Below are 23,833 nucleotides of genomic sequence, written 5' to 3'. Positions count from 1 at the left end.
GCTCTTTGTCACCTCGGGAGTGACGGACCAGGCGTATGCCGATTCGATGCACAAACGTGAGCAAGATGTCAGTACCGCCATGGGGAACGGGTTAGCGATTCCTCATGGGCTGCACCAAGCTCGCGGCGGCGTTAACCGGACAGCAATCGCGATTTTGCGTCTTGACGAACCGGTTGATTGGAATGGTCAACCTGTAGACACTGTTATCGGGATTGCGGCAACAGGTGATCAGCACTTGGCGGTACTTGGACGTATCGCAGAGATCTTTTCTGACGAGGAAAAGGCAGCTGCATTTAAGGCCGCGACAAGCTATGAAGCGATTCAACACATCTTAAGTGAGCAGTCCTAATGCGTGCGGTTCATATTGGTGCCGGCAATATCGGTCGAGGGTTTATCGGACTGGTGCTCTATCAGGCTGGCTACGCCCTCACATTCACTGATGTGAATGCAGACATTATTGATGCTATAGACCATTCAGGCACGTGGAAGGTTCATGAAGTAGCACCCCAGGGGACAACCCATACGGTTACCGGTGTGCGTGCGATTAATAGTGCGACGGACCCAGATGCGGCTATCGCTGCTATGGCCCAAGCAGACATCATCACAACCGCGGTGGGTGCGTCCATTCTTCCCCATATCGCACCGAGTATCGCCAAGGCCATTGAGATGCGTAGTACCGATAAACCGCCTGTTCTTGTAATGGCCTGTGAGAACGCCATTCGAGCAACCGACCTATTACGAGCAGCGGTTGCAACGCATATGGAACAGGCCGGTCACGCCCGTTGGGCAAATACCGCAGTTGACCGCATTGTGCCCAGCCAATCTGGTGCTGGTTTGGATGTACAGGTTGAGCCGTATTTTGAATGGGTGATTGAGTTGCCCGAAGGGGAGCGGCCAGCCCTGCCCGGTGCCCTCTTTGTTGATGATCTCGGACCCTTTATTGAACGCAAACTCTTTACGGTAAACACTGGCCACTGCACTGCGGCGTGGGTTGGTCAAACCTATGGGTATGAGCGCATTGCTGAGGCGATGAGTGATGACCGGGTCCGTGACATGGTTCAGGCTGTGTTAGATGAGACCAGTGCCATCCTTGTGGATAAATATGCCCAGATTGATTCCGAAGGGCAGGCCGCATACGTGCAAACGATTATGAACCGTTTTGAAAACCCTGGCCTTGATGATGCCGTGAGCCGGGTTGGTCGTTCCCCCATACGGAAACTGGGGCCCAATGAACGGTTCATCAATCCAATTGTGCAAGGAATCGAACGTGGCCTACCTGTCACGACTTTGCTCCGAGTCGTTCAAGCCGGGTTAGACTTCCGTGCCGATGGCGACAATGAAGTCGATGAACTTGCGCGCCTTGTTGCAGATTCTACGCCCGAACAGCTCGTGCAATCCGTAATGGGCGTTTCGCCAGGTTCGCCAGCGTTTGAACCACTTGCTGGCGTTATCAATCGATCTCAATAACCCCTGACCTTCTAAGGAAAGATAGCAACATGACCAAGATATTGGTGGCTGACGCATTAAGTCAGGCCGGTGTAGATGTCCTTGGTGAGCACTATGACGTTGATGTGCGCACCGGACTGAGCGAAGCTGAACTTGTCGACGTGATTGGCGACTACGACGCTATCGTCGTTCGATCTGCCACCCAGGTCACCGCTCCGGTCCTCAATGCTGCCGATAACTTGAAAGTGGTTGCTCGTGCTGGGGTTGGGCTGGACAATGTGGATATTGATGCGGCCACTGAGCGTGGGGTCTTGGTGTGCAATGCTCCACAGTCGAACGTGATTAGTGCTGCGGAACATGCCATTGCCTTGCTTATGAGCCTGGCGCGTCATATCCCAACCGCAGATGCTGGATTGCGCCAAAATGAATGGCTACGCAATAGCTTAAAAGGTGTAGAACTATACGGAAAAACTGTTGGTGTTATCGGTCTTGGCCGCATCGGTGGGCTGGTTTGTGAACGGTTACGTGCCTTTGGGGTAACGATTGTGGGCTATGACCCATTTATTAATGCTCAGCGGGCTGAGGCGATGAAAGTTGAATTGCTCGACAGTGTGGACGCAGTCTGTGACGTCGCTGACATCATTACGGTCCATTTGCCACGTACCCCAGAGACGATTGGCATTTTAGGTGCGGAACAGTTTAAACGAATGAAGCCATCCGCCCTTGTTATCAATGCAGCCCGTGGTGGGTTGGCTGATGAATCGGCTCTGTATCAGGCACTTGTTGATGGCGAGATTGCCGGAGCTGCCCTTGATGTATTTGAAGAAGAACCACCCCACGACCACCCGCTATTAACCCTTCCGAACGTGGTGGCCACCCCTCACCTTGGAGCAAGTACGGTTGAAGCGCAAGATAAGGCAGGAACGCAGGTCGCGGAGGCGGTTGTGGCCGCTTTAAATGGAGAGTTTGTTCCAAGTGCCGTGAACCTCAGCGTCTCTGGTCAGGTACCAGAACTGACCAAACGCTTTATGCCACTTGCACAAGAACTTGGCCGATTGTTCTTGCAGGTGGTGCCCTGGGCTGGGACCCCTGTAGAAATTGAGTTTATCGGTGATATCGCCGAGGAAGATACTCGGGCCGCCCAACTTGCTGTTTTGCGCGGGTTGTTGGCTGGGGTGGTCAGCGAACCCGTCACCTTTGTTAATGCCCCACAAATGGCAAAGAGCCGTGGGCTTGAAGTATCAACGATTAAACGCCCAGGGGATCATGACTGGACGAACGAAATTATCATTCGTTCTGGCCCCTACAGCGTGGGTGGCACCTTAGGTGGGGTGAATGACCAGCTTCGTCTGGTTGAAATGGATGGGCTGGCCTTGGATGTGGGGTTGTCAGCACATATGTTGTTTATGCGCTACACCGATCGCCCAGGTGTGATCGGTCTCATTGGCCAATTACTCGGTGAATCGGACATCAATATTGGGTCCATGCAAGTGGCTCGAACCATTCATGGTGGGATGGCGGCGTGTGTATTAACCGTTGATAGTCCTGTACCTAGCACGATTGCGCATACGCTTGGGGAACGTATTGGTGCGCAAAGCGTCGATAGCGTGACCTTGGAAGCCTAAGGAGAAAACCTTATGAGTAACGCTGATGTCCGCGTGTATGTGGACCCAGAATGTCCGTTTTGTTGGATGACATCGACCTGGTTATGCAAGGTGGTTGCTCCTGCACGTCAATTAAATGTTGAAATGCGTCCGATTAGTTTGTGGATGCGTAACGAAGGCCGCGACCTTGATCCGGGTTACATGGCCGAAAAGCTGCCGAGTTTGAAATTGCTCCGGGTGTTGATGGCGTTAGAGGAGTCTGGCGGAAATACGGCGTTCCAGGCTGGGTATTTTGAATTAGGCCGCTCTAATTTTAATCCCGATGAATCTGTTCGGACCAAGCCATCTACGGTTGATGTGGCCGCCATGTTGCGCGCAATTGGGGCAGACGAAAGCCTGGCGAGTGCGCGTGAAGATGAAACGTATGATGACAAGATTCGTCTTGGCACGAACGAAGCTGAAGCTATTGCAGGTAACGATGTGGGGACTCCTATCATTGCGATTCCGCGTGGTGACGCGTGGGTGGGATTCTTTGGACCTGTCATTACCCAGATTCCAGAGACCGACAATGCGCTAGCCCTATGGGACGCATTACAGGCAATGATGAGCCAAGATGGGTTCTTTGAATTAAAGCGTGGCCGTGACCAGCGTCCGCACTTGGATCAAGCGGCCAGCCACCTGTAGTTCCGGGTCATTTGGCCCACAATATTGACCGTAAACGCACACCAATGGTGTGCGTTTACGGTTGTTCGGCGGTTATTACCTCTCTAGCTAAACATCTTTCAGTTTGCGAAGTGAGATACGTATCGCAATTGCCCTGGTGAGCGCATTTTTGAAGAGCGCGTTGTGAATGTACCTCCAGCAACCAAGGAAATAACCACGCAACGTAAGGTGATTACTGCATACAGAAGTAAATGAAGGATTACCTTACCCCAGTAGATAGGGTGAGAGAACTGTCATCTATGTATTGAGGTAATCCAATGAAGAAGATAACCCCTGCGCTGCTACTCGCATTGGCCGCGTTGGCCTTGCCAGCAGGTGCAACGCCGCTGACCCAAACGCAAACTACGACTGCTGGGTTTGCCCAGGTTCAGGCCGACTTAGAAATTGTTGTTGACAAGGAAAATGGCCTTAGCGATGCAATTGATATGGCCGATGCTGAAATGAAGAAAGGGCAAATCAAGGAAGTTACTATCACGATTAACACGTGTGAACCCCAAAAACTTCCCGGTGGTATTCGTGCCGCTGGCAAGATTACGATTGTGGGTTGTGGTGATGTGTCCGCTGGTGTTGGTGGTGATAAGGACGCTGAACGTACGGTCTTGACCCCTTCATCGTCATCTGAGGGAATGTTGGTCCAGTCACCACTAGAAATACGTGGTGTGAAACTCGAAGGGTTCCCCAATCAAGCGTTTAACGTTCAAGATGAGCTAACGATTTCCAATAGCGTATTTATCGGTAGATCCAGCTTTCTGAGCCGCCCAAGAGTCGCTAGCGTCGATATACCTTCTGCCAAACCGGCACAAAAGGTCGTTTTTAGAGACTCCTATTTTGAAGGAGCCATCGTCGCTCAAATCAAGGGTGGGCAGGGTAAGGTCACGATCTCCAAGAATGTAGTCAAGCATGATGCCCAGTCGAGTCAATACACCGTTGAGATTTTCCCATCGAATCAGTATCCCACAGCCGGTGCAAATCCCATTTTGATTGAGGATAATCAGTTCTCCTCTACGGGTGCTCAGGGCGGTAGTAATGTAATCCGCATTGGTCGTCCTGATGTGACGGTGCATAACAATACGTTCACGTTAGAGAACCCTGATAAAACTGCTTACGGTGTCAACCTGTACAACCCACGGAAGTCTGACGGGCCGGTCCTCAAGAATGTGAGCGTTACCTATAACGTCTTTAACGGCGGTCTAGGGGTAGGTAACACACTCGACCGCGATACCCCACTCACCCCCGACGCGGTGAAGGTTAACCATAACGACTTTTCAAAGACTACGGGAGCATTCCCAAAGGGCAGTACGTATGGATACCCCAATACCGCAACACCAGATGGCATTATTGACGCCACGCTGAACTTCTGGGGAACGATCGATACGACAACGGTGCAGGCGAAGACGGATCCGGTGTTGGGTAAGTTTGAGCCGTTTGTGCCGCCGGTGCCGCCGCAGCCGCAGCCGCCGGTGCCGCCGGTGGTGCCTGGTCCTCAGCCGAGGCCGTCTGCGTCGCCGAGTCCGTCGCCGTCGGTGTCGCCGTCGCCTGCTGGTCCGCGTGTGGTTGCTCGGGTGTCGGGTGAGACGCGTGTGGAGACGGCGGTTCGGGTTGCTGAGTCTGAGTATAAGGATGGGGCGAAGGTTGTTATTTTGGCGCGGAGTGATGTTGCGGCCGATAGTGTGTCTGCGGTGCCGTTGGCTGAAGAGCTTGATGCGCCGATTTTGTTGACCCAGTCTGATTCGTTGCATCCGGCTACGGGTGCGGCTCTTAAGAAGTTGCTTCCGTCTGGTGGGCGTGTCATTTTGATGGGTGGCGAGGTTGCGTTGTCTGCGAAGGTTGCGAATGATGTGACTGGTCTTGGTGGCAGTGTTGAGCGTATCGCAGGGCTTAACCGTGCGGGTACGGCGGTTGAGACGGCGAATCAGTTGATGAAGGCTGATAAGTTGAAGCAGTTGCTTGTTGCTGATGGGACGGATTGGCAGGCTGATTTGATTGCGGGTCCGGCTGCGGCTGAGGCTGATGGGGCGACGTTGTTGACGAATGGTGATGTGATGGCGCCTGAGACGGCGGCGTTCTTGAGTGCTCATGCGAATGTGAAGGTGACTGCGATTGGTGCGAATGCGGTGAAGGCGTCGGGTGTGGCGAGCAAGGTTGAGGGTGCTGATGCGACGGCGTTGAGTTTGGCGGTTGCTAAGCAGTTCTTTAGGGCGCCGAAGGCGGTTGGTGTTGCGACTGATGCTGAGTTTGCTGATTCGTTGGCTGGTGGTGCGCAGGTAGCGAAGCATGATGGGCCGATGGTTTTGGTGCCTGCTTCGATTCCGGGTACGGTGCCGGCGTATTTGAAGGCGACACCGTCGGTGACCAATGTGTATGTGTATGGTGGGCCGACGCGTATTCCTGAGGATCAGTTAGCGGGGTTGGCTGAGTAGCAATCCGGTCGTGGTGGTACAGCACCCACACCCGTACCACAACGATATTGGCTGTAAACGCACACGAATAGTGTGCGTTTACGCTTACCGGGTACCCCACCTATTCTTTTAATGAAAGTAATTCATATTTTGAAGTAGCGAAAGGAATCTGGTCGCTCTGGACCTTTCGATCTTTGTAGATATTTACTGAGTTTTTTGGGCAATCGGCCGCTCAATTATCACATTACGTAAGGTGATTACTGCACACAGCAGTACATGGTGGGTGGCATTGACGTGGTGAGTAGGGTGAGGGGATAGGCATCTATCTATAGAGGAAAATTGATGAAAAATATAACCCCTGCCCTTCTTCTGGCTCTTGCAGCTCTTGCGCTGCCAGCCGGGGCTACCCCAGCAAGCTTGACCACTGCGGAGACTGCAAGTTTTTCACAAACCGCAAGTATCCCCGAAATTGAGGTGACAAAGAAAGACGGGTTGAGCTCTGCCATTGACGAAGCAGGGAAGTTGCTCGCCGATCCAGCCGTCAACGAGGTGGTTATTAAGATAACGACCTGCGAGGCCCAGCAATTGCCTGGCGGTATTCGAGCCGACGGCAAGATTACGATTGTGGGTTGTGGTGATGTGTCTGCTGGTGTTGGTGGTGATAAGGACGCTGAACGTACGGTCTTGACTCCCGGCCCCATTTACACAGGCCTGCAGGTGTACACCCCTGTGGAGTTCCGCGGAGTTAAGCTTGAATGGAACTCAAGTGGTGCATTCCAGGCTTATGACAGCCTTACCCTTGCCAACAGCGTATTCATTGGCCGTGAAGCATTTCTATCCCCAACACTGGTCAGCGCTGATGTTGAAGACTCCGCGAAAAGCGACCAAATTGTAATTAAAGATTCGTATATTGAGAAAGCTGTAGTTGCCAAGGTCAAGGGTGGCCAGGGCAAGGTTACGATCACCAAGAACGTGATTAAGCACAATCCTACTGCGAGCGAAGACACGGTTGAGATTGAACCCTCAAATGACTATCCCACCGCTGGTGCAAATCCTGTTGTGATTGAGGAGAACGAGTTTTCCTCAACAGGAGCGGCCAATGGCACCAGCATGATCCACATTGCTCGTCCTGATGTGACGGTGCATAACAATACGTTCACGTTAGAGAATTCAGGTGATTCGGCCTATGCCGTCAATTTAGAAAGCCCACTGTCGCACCGCGGCAAGGCGCTCAAGAATGTGAACGTTACCTATAACGTATTTAAGGGTGGCTTGGCTGTGGCGAACTCGATTGGTGATCCACTGACCGAGGGTGCAGCAAAGGTGAATCAGAATGACTTTTCGATGAGCTTAGGTAGTTTCCCCAACGCGTCGCGAGGAAGCTATCGCCATACGATCACAGCCGGTAAGATCATCGATGCGACCAAGAATTTCTGGGGTTCGCTTGTCCTTGATGATGTGCAGGCGAAGACGGATCCGGTGTTGGGTAAGTTTGAGCCGTTTGTGCCGCCGGTGCCGCCGCAGCCGCAGCCGCCGGTGCCGCCGGTGGTGCCTGGTCCTCAGCCGAGGCCGTCTGCGTCGCCGAGTCCGTCGCCGTCGGTGTCGCCGTCGCCTGCTGGTCCGCGTGTGGTTGCTCGGGTGTCGGGTGAGACGCGTGTGGAGACGGCGGTTCGGGTTGCTGAGTCTGAGTATAAGGATGGGGCGAAGGTTGTTATTTTGGCGCGGAGTGATGTTGCGGCCGATAGTGTGTCTGCGGTGCCGTTGGCTGAAGAGCTTGATGCGCCGATTTTGTTGACCCAGTCTGATTCGTTGCATCCGGCTACGGGTGCGGCTCTTAAGAAGTTGCTTCCGTCTGGTGGGCGTGTCATTTTGATGGGTGGCGAGGTTGCGTTGTCTGCGAAGGTTGCGAATGATGTGACTGGTCTTGGTGGCAGTGTTGAGCGTATCGCAGGGCTTAACCGTGCGGGTACGGCGGTTGAGACGGCGAATCAGTTGATGAAGGCTGATAAGTTGAAGCAGTTGCTTGTTGCTGATGGGACGGATTGGCAGGCTGATTTGATTGCGGGTCCGGCTGCGGCTGAGGCTGATGGGGCGACGTTGTTGACGAATGGTGATGTGATGGCGCCTGAGACGGCGGCGTTCTTGAGTGCTCATGCGAATGTGAAGGTGACTGCGATTGGTGCGAATGCGGTGAAGGCGTCGGGTGTGGCGAGCAAGGTTGAGGGTGCTGATGCGACGGCGTTGAGTTTGGCGGTTGCTAAGCAGTTCTTTAGGGCGCCGAAGGCGGTTGGTGTTGCGACTGATGCTGAGTTTGCTGATTCGTTGGCTGGTGGTGCGCAGGTAGCGAAGCATGATGGGCCGATGGTTTTGGTGCCTGCTTCGATTCCGGGTACGGTGCCGGCGTATTTGAAGGCGACACCGTCGGTGACCAATGTGTATGTGTATGGTGGGCCGACGCGTATTCCTGAGGATCAGTTAGCGGGGTTGGCTGAGTAGCAATCCGGGCGTGGTGGTACAGCACCCACACCCGTACCACAACGAATAAACACAACGGCGTACACCTTCTGGTGTACGCCGTAACTATGTTGCAGCTTAATACAGCCTCCGAGACACGATGGGATGGTTATAGCTACGTCACCCATCACTAGCTAGGTAACACATCCTCAAGATTGAGGCGCCTTCCCTTCCTGTTATCCACGGCATTGCGAGTCTCTCCTCAAATACTGAGTGTCATTCGTTGTAAGCCATATTTAGAAATATTGGTCCTGAACAGGAATATCACGCCAAGAAGGTTACGCTGTGCTATTCGTATAAATGGATTGTCAGGGTTGGCTGATGCCGCCCGTCGAAAATGGACGTTCGAGAAAGGTTCGTTATGGTGAGATTGACCAGACCGGTGCTACTTATTGCACTTGCTATGGTGGCGCTTCCTGCGGGGGCACAACCCACCTCAACGGGTACGGCTGCGGTGGCATCGGTCGCCACGGCCCAAGCCGGTCAGACCATCACCGTCACAAAAGCGAACAGTCTCGCTGATGCGATAACGCAAGCCACCGCCATCATGGCCAAGGGCACCGTTCCAAGCGTGACCATCAACATCACGACATGTGATCAGCAACGCTTCCCCAAAGAGATTGAAGCAAAAGGCAGAATCACCATCATCGGGTGCGGTGACGTGCCTGCTGGCATCGGCGGTAATAACCTTGCCAAACGTACTATTTTGCGTAAACCGTTAGGTGCTCCTGATGGTATTCGCATCGGATCACCGGTAGAGATTCGTGGGGCACATTTCGACCGGTTTAGCCAAACAGGGTTCCTTGTTGAAGACACTTTCACGGTAGCTAATAGCTTTATTCGTGGGTCAAACTTCTTATCTGATCCAACATTTATCAAAAATGATTTTAAAGTAGACCCTACATCAGAGAATATTACGATAAAGAATTCAACATTTGTAGCTATAAAGCCAATTTGGATTCAAAAAGGTGAAGGTATTATTGAGATTAAAGATAATGTCTTTGATCATCAGGTCAATAATCAAGAGACGATGGTTTATATTGAACACTCTAAGGAGTATCCATCAGCGAAGCCTAAGCCTATACGTATCGAGCACAATAGGTTTATTTCAAACCGATCATACGAAAAGAGTTCAATGATTCGTATCGGACGGCCAGATGTGACCGTTCACGAAAATATCTTTCAAACCAAGGATCCTCAACGCGGCGTATCAGATATTGATCTGTTTAAGACGAATCCCAACCTCGGTGTACCGTTAACCAATGTTGTGATCACCTATAACAGGTTTGTTGGTGGTAAGGCCATTGTGAACGATGGGGGAGCGCCGTTAACCGCAAACGACGTGCATATTAACTACAACGACTTTGCACAAGCCCTGGCCGTACTTCCGAAAGCAAGCCCGGATGGGACGCCGCGTGCCCAACGTGAACCAAATCCCACCGTCACGGCAGACAACATTATTGATGCCACGAAGAACTTCTGGGGAACGTTCAACCCCAATGCGGTTCAAGCCAACACGGCAAGCCCGCTAAATGAATACGTCCCACCAGGGCAAACACCGCCAAAGCCGCCGGTTCCAACCCCCACCCCGACCGCCACATCAACCCCAACACCTCAACCAACACCAACCCAACCGCCCGCGCCAGTACCCCCGCCCGCGCCAGTACCCCCGCCCGCGCCAGTACCCCCGCCCGCGCCAGTACCGCCACCTGCGCCGCCCGTACCCCAGCCCAAACCGCCAGCTGATCCGACGCCAACGGCCAAACCAACGCCGACACCAACACCCCCGCTGAAACCAAATCAGCCAGACCACGTTGAACGGGTAGCTGGGGAAACCCGCTTTGAAACGGCCATCAAGGTATCCCAAGCCGCGTACAAAGACAGCGTGAATACCGTTATCTTGGCCCGTAGCGATATTGCAGCCGATAGCGTTTCAGCGGTACCACTCGCTGAGGAATTACACGCACCGGTGCTGTTAACCCCGTCAGATACGCTGCATCCAGCCGTTGCTGAGGAAATTCAGCGCGTGATGCCCAACGGTGGAACAGTCATCTTGATGGGGGGCGAGGTTGCCCTCAGTGACCAGGTAGCCCAAGCCGTCACAAAGGTTGGTGGCCAGGTACAGCGCATCGCAGGCCCCAACCGTGCTGCAACGGCGGTTGAAACGGCACAACGGTTGGCCAAGCTCGGCAAACTGGAGACACTGCTTATTGCTGATGGCGGGGACTGGCAAGCCGATTTGATTGCCGGTCCTGCCGCAGCTGAAGCAAACGGGGCGACCGTGCTCACAAACGGCATTGTTATGGCACCTGAAACCGCACAATTCATGGCGACCCATCCATCATTGCGTACCACCGCAATAGGTACAAACGCAATTACCGCAAGCAATGCGACCAAGCGTATTGACGCATCGGACCCAACCTCGTTGAGCTTGGCAGTAGCTCGAACCTTCTTTGCCACACCCAAGGTCGTCGGCATTGCGACCACCATTGACTTTGCCGATGCACTTGCCGGTGGTGCTCAAGTAGCGCAGCTTGATGGGCCACTCGTACTTTCTCCGCCTCAGGTACCCGAAGCGATTCATTCCTATATTCAATCGAATCATTCAGTTAATACTGTGGTTGTTTACGGTGGACCCACCCGCTTTAGTAACAATGCACTTACCCGTCTAAAGCAATAGTAGAACCACACAATACTGCCTGGTTTCTTCTCAACCAGGCAGTATTTATGCGTGTGTATCTCCCTCTTTATAAATGAGGACAATGGTCATTGGGGAGTGTCGAATATCCGGTTCGAATCGTGATAGGTCTGTTCTTTAGTTCCAATGGACAGTTCCAATTCTGGTTTATGTGAACCAGTTTCAATGCTTCAGGATATGAGTCCTTCTCTCGCATTAAGGTCTGTTGAAATATCAAGGTTATTATGCCGAAATAATGGGTTGATTTTGTAGCGCGTTCATTCTGGCTTTCCTTATGCTTTACGTTTTGTCGTGCGTGGTAATGGATTGATAACAGACATTGCTGAGGTCATGAACGGTAAAGGCATTCATATACGGTGAGTTCATGCCTACTAACGGAGTGAGGTAATTACCAATGAAGAAAAAGCCAACTACTTTAATGCTCGTACTACTTGCCTCAATGGCTATGCCCGTAGGGGCACAAGCCCTTGAAGGTCAGTCGGTTGTATCGGATGCGGCCAGTCCCGTTTCTGCGGGATCGGGCCATGTCCCAGCCACTTCACCAGCGGTACCGGGTACCGATACTCCATCGGGGCTCGTACATGAGTCAGCAATCCGGAGTGAAACTGCCAAGGTGACATCTTTGACCGGTATCCCGGATCCAGCCTTTGCGATGAGTGAGGCTGATGAGAAGGCAGCTCGCGCCATAGCAGCAACAGGTGAAGACGCCACAGATGCTGATAGATGGTCAGAACGTGTTGAGACAAAAGATATTAACGCGACCGATGCGCCTACCACACCCGCTGCCAAACAGGGCGACATTGAAGTAACGGCCCCAAACGGTCTTGCTCAGGCCGTTACTCAGGCAACCGAGATGTTGAGGGATGGTACTAAGAAAACGGTAACCATCACGGTGACCACTGATGCTCCTCAGCAATTACCCCCTGTTATCAAGGCGAATGGCACCATCGTCATTGTTGGTCGGGGTGATACGCCAGCTGGTGTTGGCGCTAAAGATGGCGTCGCACGTACGAAGCTAACGCCAGCAACCAATGCCGGTGGTTCAAAGTTTGAATCCCCGGTTGAATTGCGTGGGGTAGAGGCTACTGACATTGCAAGCACACTGATTAAAGCTGAAGACGGGTTAACGATTGCCAACAGTGTGTTTACTGGAAAAGCCGGTATGGCAGCACAAGCACTCGTTGTGAAGCAAGATTTGGATGATCAGCACAAGTCCGATGTGGTGGTCATTAAGGACTCACGTATTACGGACGCCAGGGTGATTGAGGTTGATGACAGCCACGGGAAGGTCACAATCAGCCGTAACGTAATCAATCATTCCCCTGCAAATGGCACTGAAACCATCGAGGTTGATGATGACGCTGACTACCCTGCAAACAATCCACGCCCTGTGGTTATTGAACACAATGAGTTCACCTCCACCCAAGCTGGACCGTCAAGTGCCATTGTCCGTATCTCCCGGCCAGACGTTACCGTTCACGCCAACACGTTCACGTTGACAAACCCCCAGGCAGGGGCGGTCGCCGTTGAATTGATCAACCCAACCCCACGAGACGGAGTAGCCCTCAAAAATGTGGCCATAACCTTTAACCGTTTCGATGGTGGGGTGGCCGTGGCCAACCATAAGGGAACCCCGATCCCGGCTGGTGCCGTTCGTATCAATGACAATGATTTCTCCAAGGCCGCGTCGGTACTTCCCAAAGATGGGATTGCCCGGACCAGGACACCCAAGGAGAACATTGATGCGACCAAGAACTTCTGGGGTAATTTAAAGACTGATGATGTGGTGGCCAAGACTGATACTCCATTAACCCAGTTCACGCCGCCACCAGCGTCCAGTCCTAACCCTTCAAACCCGACCCCACCTGCGCCGTCACCGAGCCCGTCATCACCAAGTGCCCCAGGTACACAAACACCTAGCCCAAGTCCTTCTACCGGACCGGCAGGATCGCGTAGCGTCCGGCGGGTATCAGGCGAAACTCGATTTGAAACGGCAGTTAAGGTTGCTCAGGAAGAATACAAAGATGGGGCGAAAGCGGTCATAGTGGCGCGTGGGGATATCGCAGCCGATAGCGTCTCGGCTGTGCCCTTAGCTGAAGCAATCGATGCACCCATTTTGCTGACGCAATCTGACACACTGCATCCAGCCACACAGGCAGAAATCAAACGGTTGCTCCCCAACGGCGGCAAAGTTGTCATTATGGGTGGCGAAGCTGCGGTGTCAAAGACAGTTGAACAAGCAATCACCACCCTTGGCGGACAGGTTGAACGACTCGCAGGGCAGAACCGTGCCGGTACCGCTGTTGAAACGGCTAATCGTTTAGCCGGAGACAACAAGTTGAAAGAACTGCTTGTTGCTGATGGTGCCGATTGGCAACCAGACCTGATTGCTGGTCCAGCATCTGCCGAGGTCGAAGGGGCAACCCTGCTGACGAATGGCAGCCAAATGGCACCTGAAACTGAGGCATTCATTAAGCAACATGCCAACCTCAAGGTGACTGCCATCGGTACCAATGCAGTTCAGGCAGGTAAGAACCCAGCACCAACGACAGGTTCAGGGAATGATGCACCGGCAATACCTGCAGATGGTATGGCCCCAGCTGGTGGGACGACGGGAACGACCCCATCACCATCCACCAGCGACACATCACAGCCTGGAGGTACCACTACGCCAAGTAAACCGGCAACACCTGGTGGCGATACCACCGCGCCAAATGCCGGTATGACGAAGGCGCAAACGGTGAGTGATGCGGTGTATGCGCGAGCAATGGCGGCCCAAGATACGGCTGCATTCGCTGATAACGCAACGGGGACGATGGACCAAGCAACTCCATCGCCTACACCAACCCCACAACCTTCAAGCACGCCAACACCGTCTGATGGTGCTGGTGGCATTATGCCCGGTGACCACTCAACAACACCCGGTACAACGTCACCGACACCTAGCCCCGCTGCGGCAAGTGGTGCCATTACCTATCAGCATTCCATTGAGGCACCTGATCCAACGGCGTTGAGTGTGGCTGTTGCCAAACATTTCTTCAAGACACCGAAGGATGTAGGTATCGCAACCACTGAGGACTTCGCTGACGCTCTGGCTGGTGGCGCACAAATCGCGGATGAGGACGGTCCGATGCTGCTTGTGCCTCAACAGATTCCCGCCAGTGTGAGTGATTACGTGAAGGGTACGAACACCATCACAACGATCTATGTCTATGGCGGACCAACCCGCTTTAGCGATGATCAACTAGCAACCCTATCTCAGTAGGGTTCGCTGACCTGGGTACGCCTAGGTTCCTTCCACTTGGTTGCAGTCACGGGGGCTGCAACCAAGTGTTTTTACTGCCTGTTTGCGGTGTCCTATTCCATACCAGATGCATTGACCTGGTTGTGTAGCAGCCTATGTCTGCGCCCGGTGATGGAGGGGGTTGGGATTGAAATAGTGTTCGCTGTAATGCAGCGCATTGGTGACGAGTTGATTCAAATGTTCGTCAGACTGACTATAGAAACTAGTCGTCCCATCTTTACGTACCTGAACCAGACCGGCTGTGCGTAACTTGGCAAGATGTTGTGAGATAGCAGGGAGTGGACGGTTTAATCGTTCAGCAATTGCCGATACCGACAGCTCTTCTTCATCCAACATGGCCAAGATAGCGAGGCGTGTTCGGTCGGCCATTAAACGAAGAACACTGGCGGCATAATCCAATTCAGAATCATTAGGCGTCATGGCCACAGGTTCCTCCAATTCGAGTAGAACATCAGCATCTGGACAGGGTAGGGCTGCTGATGGCCAGAGCATCATAGCGACTAAGGTGCCGATCATTGCGAGTGCAGCCAGTGTCAAGGCTGCAGGCATGAGTCCAAAGCTCCCCAGCCATCCACAGAGAGGATACGCTACCAGCCAGGCGGCATGGGAGAGTGAAAACCGAGCTGCAAAGACAGGGGCTAATTGGGTGTTAGTTGATTCACGGCGAAGAATGCGGCCAACCGGTGTTTGAATAGATGACCACCCCAATCCATGGACAAACCACAAGAGGCCAATCATCATTACCCCGAGTGTGGTGCCTGGCAGTCCAAGCACAATACCAGCAATGGCAGTACACATCGTGGCCAGCAGTGAACCACCAATCATGGTGCGCCGTTCCCCCCATCCATCAAGCCATCGTGGCAGGAGCAAGGCGCTGAGCATCGATCCGGCACCTGAACAGCCCAAAAGTATGGCAACAGCGGTTTCACTGAGACCAAAGTGGCTACGTGCAATAACCACGGTCTGCACAATCACGAGTGCTCCAGTAGAAGCCACAACCGCATCCAATGCCAAGAGGGGACGTAGCGCTGGATTGGAAAAGAAAACGGTTATACCTTGTCGTGCACGACCGCCAAAGGGGAGGTCGGGTTTGTTCATATCGGTTTCTAACCCAATTCCTTTGGGTAAGGCTGCTGCAAGGACCAAACAGGCGGATGCCAAAAAGCCTGCAGCAGTACCGATGAATAGGGCATTCGCTGGCATGATGATGAGGAGTGCAGCCGCCACCATCGGTGACGCAATGGACTCAATATCATAAGCCAGCCGGGAGAGTGACAAGGCGTTGGTGTAGTCACATTCATCGGTCAATACCAAAGGGATGACTGATTGGAATGTTGGGGTGAACGTCGCTGAGGCAGCCTGCAACACCAAGATCAGTATGAAAACTTGCCAGACATTCATGGCGAGTGGAAGTGCGAGTGCGACTCCCACCCGGAGGAGGTCTGCAATGACAAGAACACGTCGGCGCGGCTGCTTCGCCACCGCGGCAGACGTCAATGGGGCCACAATGACATAGGCAACCATTTTGATCGCAAATACGGTGCCTAGGATGGTGCTGGCCTGGTCCCCAGCAAGGTCATAAGCCAGGAGACCGAGGGCGACGGTCGCGAGTCCAGTTCCCATCAATGACACAATCTGTGCGCCAAAGAGATGGCGATACGCACGGTGTCTGAGGACCTGGAACATAGGTCCAGTATTCAACTATTTGCGTATATGCGCAATTAATTGAATAGATAGTTTTGGGCCATCACCCTGCGCTCGCGGCAAGGTGATGGCCTAAAGTGATTATTCTCCGAAGTTATCAATGACCAGGGCAGTGACTTGGTCAATCAATGCTTGGGCATCAGGCCCATTGGCACGAAACTCAAAGGCGTCACCTTCTTTTAATTGCAAGGTCATCATTGACAATGCACTACCGGCGTTGTGCCCATTGACCCATGCCCGTGACTCACTTTTATTCACTAGTTCAGCTAAACGGGCTGCTGGCCGGGCATGTAATCCCAACGCATTCGTCAAGGTTAATTGGGTCGACAAGTCACCCTCTTGACTCTCAACAGCTCGGGTCTCAGCGGTATCGTTGAGGTTCGGCTCTGCCGATGGATGGAGAGCCATTTCGGCGGCTCGGGCGCATGCATCGAGGTCACCACCACCTTGTGCGGTTGTCGCCGCAGCAATTGTGCCTTTAATGAACGACTCATTAACCATGCGAACCCGATCACGGAGTTCATCATCTAAGAACTCCATAACTGATTCAGTTGTCAATACCGCAGAACCCAAATCGGTGAGCACCACAACGCCATCACCACTGTCAGCGTTTTGGATGGCATCCATCACCTTATTAAAACTCGTGCCAATACGACCATCATCAGTGCCTCCGGCCCCTTTAATCGTCACATCGGCAGCCATTTGGGCAGCTAATTCAACTGTGCCTTCAGCAATTTTTTCGCTGTGGCTTACTACTACGATCCCTACAGTCACGCTTTCTCCAACGTCCGTGCGGCTGCATCCAAGATATAAGCCGTTGATTGTGCTCCTGGATCACGGTGACCCACTGAACGAGAACCAAGATACGATGCACGCCCTTTCCGAGCGGTCATTGCATCAGTTGCTTCAGCTCCGGTTTGTGCCGCTGAGGCTGCTGCCTTCAGGGTGTCTATAGGGCTTTTGCCAGTATCAGCAGCAGCCTTTGCGGCTTCTGCAGCTGGTAACCATGCGTCCAACATTGTTTTTTCGCCTAGCTCAGCACGACCACGTGCTTGAATACCCTCGGCAGCAGCTGCGATCACATCTGCAAGTACTGAGGCGTCAAGTTCTTCTGCGTCCTTAGAAACCGTTGATGCACGCAAGAATGCCGTGCCAACAAGCGGGCCATAGGCGCCACCAACATTGCTCATCAATGTCATGGACACCGTTTTAAAGACTTCGCTTGGTGTCGCAAACGCCTTATCTGCGAGCGATGCGACAACTGCATTAAACCCCCGATCTAAGTTTTCGCCGTGGTCAGCATCACCAATTGCGCGGTCGAGATCAATCAATTCTTCTCGGTGTACGCCTACAACATTTGCGCATTCAACCATCCAAGCTTTAGCCCAAGCCGCATTTGCACTCATTTATACATCCTTCCGGGGAGAGCTGTCTTTCCAGATTAACGATGGCGTAATGACCGGTGCGTCCCACAACTGTTTCATTTCTGCGGTCAATGCGGTAATAGTGACAGAAACCCCAGCCATATCCAAACTCGTGGTGTAATTGCCAACAAGAGAACGTTCCACCGTCAGGTTTGTCTGCGCTAAGCGATGCCGTACAGCGCGGTACACAATAAATAGCTCTGATTCGGGCGTTGCCCCCATTCCATTGACCAAGACCAGGACCTCGCCACTGTCTGGAAGCTCAGCCAGTAATGGGTCAACGAGTTGGGCGGTGAGTTCATCAGCAGTCGCCATAGACACCGTGGCCCGACCTGGCTCACCGTGAATACCGACACCCATTTCAACTTCATCATCACGAAGATCAAAGGACGGCTTCCCGGCATGTGGCACCGTGCATGCACTAAGTGCCAGACCCATCGATTTCGTATTCGCCACAACCTCTTGGGCAATACGCACAACCGTGTCGATATCGTCGCCACGGGCACAGGCAGCACCGGCGATCTTTTCAACTACTACCGTGCCAGCAACACCACGGCGGCCAGCCGTCCAGGTGGAATCTTCTACGCTGACATCATCATTGACGAGGACTTGCTGGACCGAAATACCGTCCGCAGCACATAATTCAGCAGCCGTTTCAAAGTTCAACACATCGCCCGTGTAATTCTTCACTATATGAACGACACCTGCCCCATGGTCAACGCCACGGGTTGCAGCTTCAATAGCATCAGGCGTGGGGGAGGTAAAGACTGCGCCAGGAACGGCAGCATCCAACATACCCTCACCGACAAAACCAGCGTGCAGCGGTTCATGCCCACTCCCACCCCCACTGACAAGGGCCACACGCCCCTCAGGTGCGGGGTTCGCACGTCCTACCCACACAGGGTCATTGTGAACGGTTACTAACGAGGGAAACGCAAGTGCGAACCCTTCCAAGGCTTCGGCAACGACCTCACGAGGATCATTAATTAATTTTTTCATGCTTGTCCTTTGTGTCGGCAGTTTCATTCCAGGGATAGGGCCTGAAAATGACGGGCTGTACGTGGAGTATCAAACAATTTGGGTTCCGCTGCCAACTTGAAGACCATGAGTGCATTTATAGTGAATGATCATGGCCACTCGCTCAGCACATTCTGTACGGCGTTCCTCAGACGGATCGTGGGTCACGTTGCGACCCGCGTCCTCTCAAGATGGGCGGCTTCTCTGTCGCCTCGATGAAGATCCCAATATGACCGCAGTCTTACGCACGCAGGCCTCCGATGCCTACGGTGCCCATGTTGCGGCATTAGTATCTAGTCCACCTCCTCCCGCACCTGACCATGTGCGGTGGACCTGGCCAATTGACCTCCTCCACGATGCGAGAGGACGCTATGTGGGGTATCTCGTTGAACGAGAACCAGCGGTGCGTACCACCTCACTCGCCGCATTCGTAGATCCGGAACGTCGTGCGAAAGTGGCTCCAACGGCAACGGGGCGTCATTTATTGCTTGTCAGCCGCAACGTCGCCGTCGCGGTGGCCGGCTTACACCATGCGGGCCATGGTCGTGTCCGTGGGCGCCATATGTTATTGGATGAACAAACGCGTTTAATTGTGGTCCGTATTGATGAGTTTGAAACGCCACTCTCTCCTGACCGCCGACGCGATGACCAATGGCGATTAGGACAACTGCTCTTACGACTTATCGGGGATCAACCCTGGGCTGGGCAAACCGTTTCGCTTGAAACATCTATCCGACGGGCAAAACGAGGCGATGTTCTCAGTGCCGATAAATGGTTCTACGCCCTTCGTGAAGCTGAACGGGCAATGCCCGGTGGCTCAATTATCGACCGGCCACTCCTACAAATGGGTAGTTAGGGAGGGCGCAACGCCCAGAGGCCCTGCCCCTACTATTCCTCCACATACGGTATGGCCTCACGAACGGACGCGTCCGATGAGGCGTGTGCCGATGCTTGCTCACACAAGGTGACTAAGTCGATGGCTTGCCGGTGCTCTTCATCTAAGAACCGATAGTCCCGTTTAAGGATAAGGTCTTTATCGTTAAGCGGAATACGCAATACCCGTCGATCTTTTTTACTTGATTCTTCAGTACGTGGCTCAATATGAGCTTCGTTGGCATACAGATTGCCGCCCACCAAGGCAATCACGCCTTGTTCGATAGGCATCGTACCGCCTAAAATATTTTGAATAATGGCGCTCATCCGCATGGTGTTTACCCCTGGGAGGCCACGGCTGGGCCCCATGTACAGCACACGCACGCCATCAACAAGCTCAAATGCTTCCAGCAGGGCATCTGGGTGGTCCACATGAACCCACAGGTCGTCAATCGCAATACCGTTCGTGGATGCTTTTACCTCAACGGCATGGATATCACCGTTAACCGTTGCGATGACGTTAGCAACCTTTGAAAGGGAGCCGGGCACATCAGGAAGCTCAAGGCGAAGCATCATTTCCATGCCCCTAAGCCTATGGGCTTCACCGATGTGCCGACGAGAAATTACACCCGCACGTCAATATGGCCATTTACAACTGGATTCGTTCCAGAGGCCAAGAGCTGTTGGGCTTGTGATTGTTGTGAATCCATTGCTTGTTTCATCACCAACATTGTTGCGGCGCCCTGCGTTTGGGCGGCCATGGCTGAGGTCACAAGGGCAGGGTCCACCATTGGCATTTGGGCTGACAATTCCATGTTCAACTCCTTTTGAACGGCTTGGTCACAGTTTCGGCAGATGGTGGGTGTTCTTAACCCCTTATTGAGATGGCCTCAATCTGTAGGCGCCATGGCCGATGGAAGTCTTATGGGTAAAGGGCTCATTACTCGCACCACCACGAAACCCGTCCAGGTGAACCCTGGTTGGAACGGACGTGCCATTCCAGGCATGACCATAGGTATTTCTGTTGCGCTCATATTGCTATTTCTTGGCCCATTCGGGGTTGTCCTTGGTCTCGTACACGTCCCTGTTCTCCTGACTCAAGCATGGGTGGGTCCGTTCTTGTGGAGTATCGGATTTGCCATCATCGGGGGCGGCTTAGCCACCATGGTGGCTATTCCACTCGGATGGCTACTCGCTCGCGGCGGTCCTGAAGGATTTGGCGGATTATCAACGGGTATGATTCGCCTCGGCGTGATTGTTGGGTTGGTCTGTCCTCCCGCATTAATTGGGCTTGGTATTTCTCGTTTGGCCCATTTACCTGCAGTACTGGGCTTGGGGCCCGCCCCTGGCATTGCAACAGCATTCGTCATTGTGACAGCACTTGGGCTTCCGTTTGCCGCGTTGACCATGGAAGCGGCGTGGCGAATGACAACACCAGAAATGGAATCTATTGCCGCGAGCATGGGTTGGAATGTGCGGGCAATTCTACGAGTACTCGTCCGTCCGATACTCACCCCCGCTATCGTTCCCGCTTTTGGGTTAGCTGTCGCACGTGTACTCGGCGAGGAGGGTGCCCTCGCCATTATCGGGACAAACACGCCGGCAACGCTGGCAATTTTAGGCACCGATGGCTCGATCGCAGTTCCGGGATTAACCGAATCGGTGGGCGCTATCTTGCTCCTCCTCTCCGTCGGTGTCCTCATCGTGTGTAAAGGGTCCTTATTTACCCTCATTCCCTATGTGACCCACCGTTTTTCGACCCACCTGTATACACCAGACATCCTTAACGTTCCCGATCAGGTTGAACCTTTGGACGCTGACCAGACTGACCCTACTCAAGTCGAGGATGACGAGGATGAAGTCGCTGCCTTTTTCGCATCACTAGAGGGTCCAGGAGCTGTTTTTAGCGACGTGCTAACCGATGAAGAAGCCCAATACCTTCGCACTGTAGATACCCAAGACAAACCACAAGACACCGTTTGGGAAGGTGCTCCAGGTATGCCCAAAGCATGGGCATCACCGGGGACATACTGGCCAGGTGCGCCAGCAGAAACAACCACTGAGACTGAAGCGGTCCAGCCGGTTGCCCGAACGCACGTGTCGATTACAGAACAAGCCAAAGCGCGGATGCATACCCTGTCCACGCACCTGGCGGCGGACACACCAACACTGCACCAAACCCAACCTGACCAATCCGCGTCCCAACCCCCACAGCGGGACGAGGCGGTTCAGGATCCAGATCGTCATCACCGGAAACCCCAAGCGGAAGACGACAACACGGCGCTCGGGAAACGCACGACAACCCCATTTTTAAAGATTCGTACCCGCAACGATGATGAGGCCAGTGATGATTGATCTTCATGTGGTCAGCACTGAGCCGCCCCTTTCCATTCAAGCCCATTGTTCACGTGCCTATATTCACGCAGTGTTGGCGGACCCCCAAGAACCTATATCGCCCATCTTTGATCAGATCGTTGACGAAGCATACCCAAATGCCCACGCTCTACGTGAAGATGGGCAAGCAGCCACGATTAGCTACATTCGCCGTTCACCACGGCTGATCAATCCATTAACCATCGCTGATAATGTCATGATGGCCTACCTTGCGAGAGGTTTGAGCCACGACGAAGCAACGGTGAGTACGCACACACTTCTCAGCGAGCTTCACATTGATGACCTAGCCGATCGATACCCCGATGAACTGACGATTGAACAGCAACGGTTGATTGCCGCTGAACGCGATCTCGACCCCAGTGCAGAACTTGTCATCGTCGATGATGTGATGTGTGGGATTACCCGCGATGCCGGGAAGTCCTTGCGGGCATGGCTCCGTCATCTTCCTGACCGAGTCGGTGGTGTTGTCCTCGTGCACTCGGGAGACCCCCTCTGGGCAATGAGTATTGCTGATCGGTTTTTGCTTATTGATCAGGGGCGTGTTGCCCAGCACGACACGATGCACGGGGTGTTACGCCAGCCGATAAACGGCTGGGCAGCAGATGTACTTACCAACGTGTATCGGGGCTCGTTGCAAAACGGGGTAGTAACCCTTGCGGATGGACGGCGGGTAAATACGCATGTATCCGGTACGGCGACAAATGTGGTTGCAACTGTTCATCCACGCAGTGTTACGTTGCATCGTGAACGACCCGAGGGAAGTGCCTCAAATGTATGGCATGGCCGAGTTGCTGGGTTAGAACCCTCCGGTGACCGGATCCGGGTCAATATGTTGGGGTTGACGCCACTGGTTGCCGAGGTCACCGTAGGGAGCTCCCGACGGCTTGACTTACCTGTCGGGGGACCGATCTGGGCCAGTTTTAAGGCAAGTCGAGTAGATGTGTATGCGATGGATACCTAGCTCGTTGGCGGTGTGCCAACTAACTTGACTAGCTGGATCGCCAATCGAGCACGACTGAATTAGCCAGTTTGTCGTGCCACCCACGGAATTGGGTTTGATCAAAGGCAGCGCTTAACCATACGAGCCACCCAAAGAGGGGGAGCAATGGGAAGCGGATCATTCGAGGGAAAATAGCTAGTGCCCAACGATTGAATGAGTCGTTAAGGGAAATACGGCCACCGTCGGTTGTACTGACGACACGGATTCCAATCAAGAGCTTGCCAGGTGTTCCGCCATAGACCGATGTTGCCCAAACCTCAGCAATCGCACCACTGACTGCGGTCCACAACATGGAGACCAACCAAAACTGGTTTGCGACATCAGCCGGGGGTAAGAGTGCCTCCACAGAGATTGTGGAGCCTGACGCCGTTTCATAAATGTCTTTTAGCCATTGACCACCAAGCCCAAAGACGGATACGGCAACGGCAATGACAACAAATTGGAAGGGGAGTAGTACGAGCCAGTCAATGACACGGGCAATAAAACGCCGCCCTAAGGACGCAACTGGGCGTAGGCCAACACCAGGTACATCAATTCGCCTGGGGTTTGGTGGCAGATCAATCGGTTCCGATGGACGCTTGATCGGTTCCGATGGCTCGTGGACGTTTTCTTGCATATGGCTAGTCTGCCCCCACCTGCAACTACCGCCAATGGCTGAGAAAAACTAAACTACAAGTTGGAACAACAAAACACGTTGTTTTGCCTGTTCATAGCCTAGATAAGCAAAGATGTT

Annotated in this window: 17 protein-coding genes and 1 pseudogene; 11 read left to right on the top strand and 7 right to left on the bottom strand. The window is 53.3% G+C overall.

What is annotated here, in order from left to right:
* Window positions 1-13: 13 nt before the first annotated feature.
* From VCU37_RS08345 to VCU37_RS08310, 8 genes and pseudogenes are all read left to right on the top strand, one after another.
* Window positions 14-349: pseudogene (locus VCU37_RS08345) on the top strand (PTS mannitol transporter subunit IIA); the annotation flags it as partial.
* Window positions 349-1,467 (top strand): mannitol-1-phosphate 5-dehydrogenase, encoded by a 1,119-nt coding sequence (locus VCU37_RS08340; protein ID WP_336250188.1) that lies wholly within the window; start codon window positions 349-351, stop codon window positions 1,465-1,467. The pseudogene VCU37_RS08345 and the gene VCU37_RS08340, both read left to right, overlap by 1 nt.
* Before the next feature lie 29 nt (window positions 1,468-1,496).
* The gene (serA, locus tag VCU37_RS08335; RefSeq protein ID WP_336250187.1) at window positions 1,497-3,071 is read left to right on the top strand and encodes a phosphoglycerate dehydrogenase; all 1,575 of its coding nucleotides are present in this window, start codon (window positions 1,497-1,499) and stop codon (window positions 3,069-3,071) included.
* A gap of 12 nt (window positions 3,072-3,083) precedes the next feature.
* Entirely contained in the window at window positions 3,084-3,734 is a 651-nt protein-coding gene (locus VCU37_RS08330; protein WP_336250186.1) for a mycothiol-dependent nitroreductase Rv2466c family protein, read from the top strand.
* A gap of 296 nt (window positions 3,735-4,030) precedes the next feature.
* Window positions 4,031-6,193 (top strand): cell wall-binding repeat-containing protein, encoded by a 2,163-nt coding sequence (locus VCU37_RS08325; RefSeq protein ID WP_336250185.1) that lies wholly within the window; start codon window positions 4,031-4,033, stop codon window positions 6,191-6,193.
* 321 nt (window positions 6,194-6,514) lie between these two features.
* Window positions 6,515-8,668 carry a cell wall-binding repeat-containing protein gene (locus tag VCU37_RS08320; RefSeq protein WP_336250184.1) on the top strand — a complete coding sequence of 718 codons (2,154 nt, stop codon included), beginning with the start codon at window positions 6,515-6,517 and terminating at the stop codon, window positions 8,666-8,668.
* A gap of 379 nt (window positions 8,669-9,047) precedes the next feature.
* Window positions 9,048-11,366, top strand: a complete 2,319-nt coding sequence (locus VCU37_RS08315; RefSeq protein WP_336250183.1) for a cell wall-binding repeat-containing protein — start codon at window positions 9,048-9,050, stop codon at window positions 11,364-11,366.
* A gap of 457 nt (window positions 11,367-11,823) precedes the next feature.
* Complete coding sequence (locus VCU37_RS08310; RefSeq protein ID WP_336250182.1) at window positions 11,824-14,649, top strand: cell wall-binding repeat-containing protein; 2,826 nt, start codon at window positions 11,824-11,826, stop codon at window positions 14,647-14,649.
* Window positions 14,650-14,781: 132 nt separating this feature from the next.
* Here VCU37_RS08310 and VCU37_RS08305 read toward each other — a convergent pair whose 3' ends face one another.
* From VCU37_RS08305 to dhaK, 4 genes are all read right to left on the bottom strand, one after another.
* Complete coding sequence (locus VCU37_RS08305) at window positions 14,782-16,374, bottom strand: metalloregulator ArsR/SmtB family transcription factor (RefSeq protein WP_336250181.1); 1,593 nt, start codon at window positions 16,372-16,374, stop codon at window positions 14,782-14,784.
* Between the two features lie 99 nt (window positions 16,375-16,473).
* Window positions 16,474-17,166, bottom strand: a complete 693-nt coding sequence (gene dhaM, locus VCU37_RS08300) for a dihydroxyacetone kinase phosphoryl donor subunit DhaM (RefSeq protein ID WP_336250180.1) — start codon at window positions 17,164-17,166, stop codon at window positions 16,474-16,476.
* Window positions 17,163-17,798 (bottom strand): dihydroxyacetone kinase subunit DhaL, encoded by a 636-nt coding sequence (dhaL, locus tag VCU37_RS08295; protein WP_418896423.1) that lies wholly within the window; start codon window positions 17,796-17,798, stop codon window positions 17,163-17,165. Before dhaL ends, dhaM begins: the two co-directional genes overlap by 4 nt.
* Window positions 17,799-18,815 carry a dihydroxyacetone kinase subunit DhaK gene (gene dhaK, locus VCU37_RS08290; protein ID WP_336250179.1) on the bottom strand — a complete coding sequence of 339 codons (1,017 nt, stop codon included), beginning with the start codon at window positions 18,813-18,815 and terminating at the stop codon, window positions 17,799-17,801.
* A gap of 130 nt (window positions 18,816-18,945) precedes the next feature.
* Between dhaK and VCU37_RS08285 the strand changes: the two genes are divergently transcribed.
* Entirely contained in the window at window positions 18,946-19,689 is a 744-nt protein-coding gene (locus VCU37_RS08285; RefSeq protein WP_336250178.1) for a hypothetical protein, read from the top strand.
* Window positions 19,690-19,721: 32 nt separating this feature from the next.
* Here the strand turns inward: VCU37_RS08285 and VCU37_RS08280 are convergent, their stop codons facing one another.
* Both VCU37_RS08280 and VCU37_RS08275 read right to left on the bottom strand, forming a co-directional pair.
* Window positions 19,722-20,288, bottom strand: coding sequence for an ACT domain-containing protein (locus VCU37_RS08280; protein WP_336250177.1), 567 nt, complete (start codon window positions 20,286-20,288; stop codon window positions 19,722-19,724).
* A gap of 41 nt (window positions 20,289-20,329) precedes the next feature.
* Window positions 20,330-20,521, bottom strand: a complete 192-nt coding sequence (locus tag VCU37_RS08275) for a putative motility protein (protein ID WP_336250176.1) — start codon at window positions 20,519-20,521, stop codon at window positions 20,330-20,332.
* A gap of 91 nt (window positions 20,522-20,612) precedes the next feature.
* Between VCU37_RS08275 and VCU37_RS08270 the strand changes: the two genes are divergently transcribed.
* Both VCU37_RS08270 and VCU37_RS08265 read left to right on the top strand, forming a co-directional pair.
* Window positions 20,613-22,061 (top strand): ABC transporter permease family protein, encoded by a 1,449-nt coding sequence (locus VCU37_RS08270; RefSeq protein WP_336250175.1) that lies wholly within the window; start codon window positions 20,613-20,615, stop codon window positions 22,059-22,061.
* Entirely contained in the window at window positions 22,054-23,061 is a 1,008-nt protein-coding gene (locus tag VCU37_RS08265; RefSeq protein ID WP_336250174.1) for a TOBE domain-containing protein, read from the top strand. Before VCU37_RS08270 ends, VCU37_RS08265 begins: the two co-directional genes overlap by 8 nt.
* A gap of 28 nt (window positions 23,062-23,089) precedes the next feature.
* On the opposite strand, the gene VCU37_RS08260 is transcribed toward VCU37_RS08265, so the two are convergent.
* Window positions 23,090-23,716 carry an RDD family protein gene (locus VCU37_RS08260; protein ID WP_336250173.1) on the bottom strand — a complete coding sequence of 209 codons (627 nt, stop codon included), beginning with the start codon at window positions 23,714-23,716 and terminating at the stop codon, window positions 23,090-23,092.
* Between the last annotated feature and the right edge of the window lie 117 nt (window positions 23,717-23,833).

Origin of the sequence: Stomatohabitans albus (assembly GCF_036336025.1) — a bacterium.
Lineage (GTDB): Bacteria > Actinomycetota > Nitriliruptoria > Euzebyales > Euzebyaceae > Stomatohabitans > Stomatohabitans albus.
The sequence above is the reverse complement of the archived record's forward strand: the minus strand, read 5'-3'. Positions and strand labels throughout refer to the sequence as shown.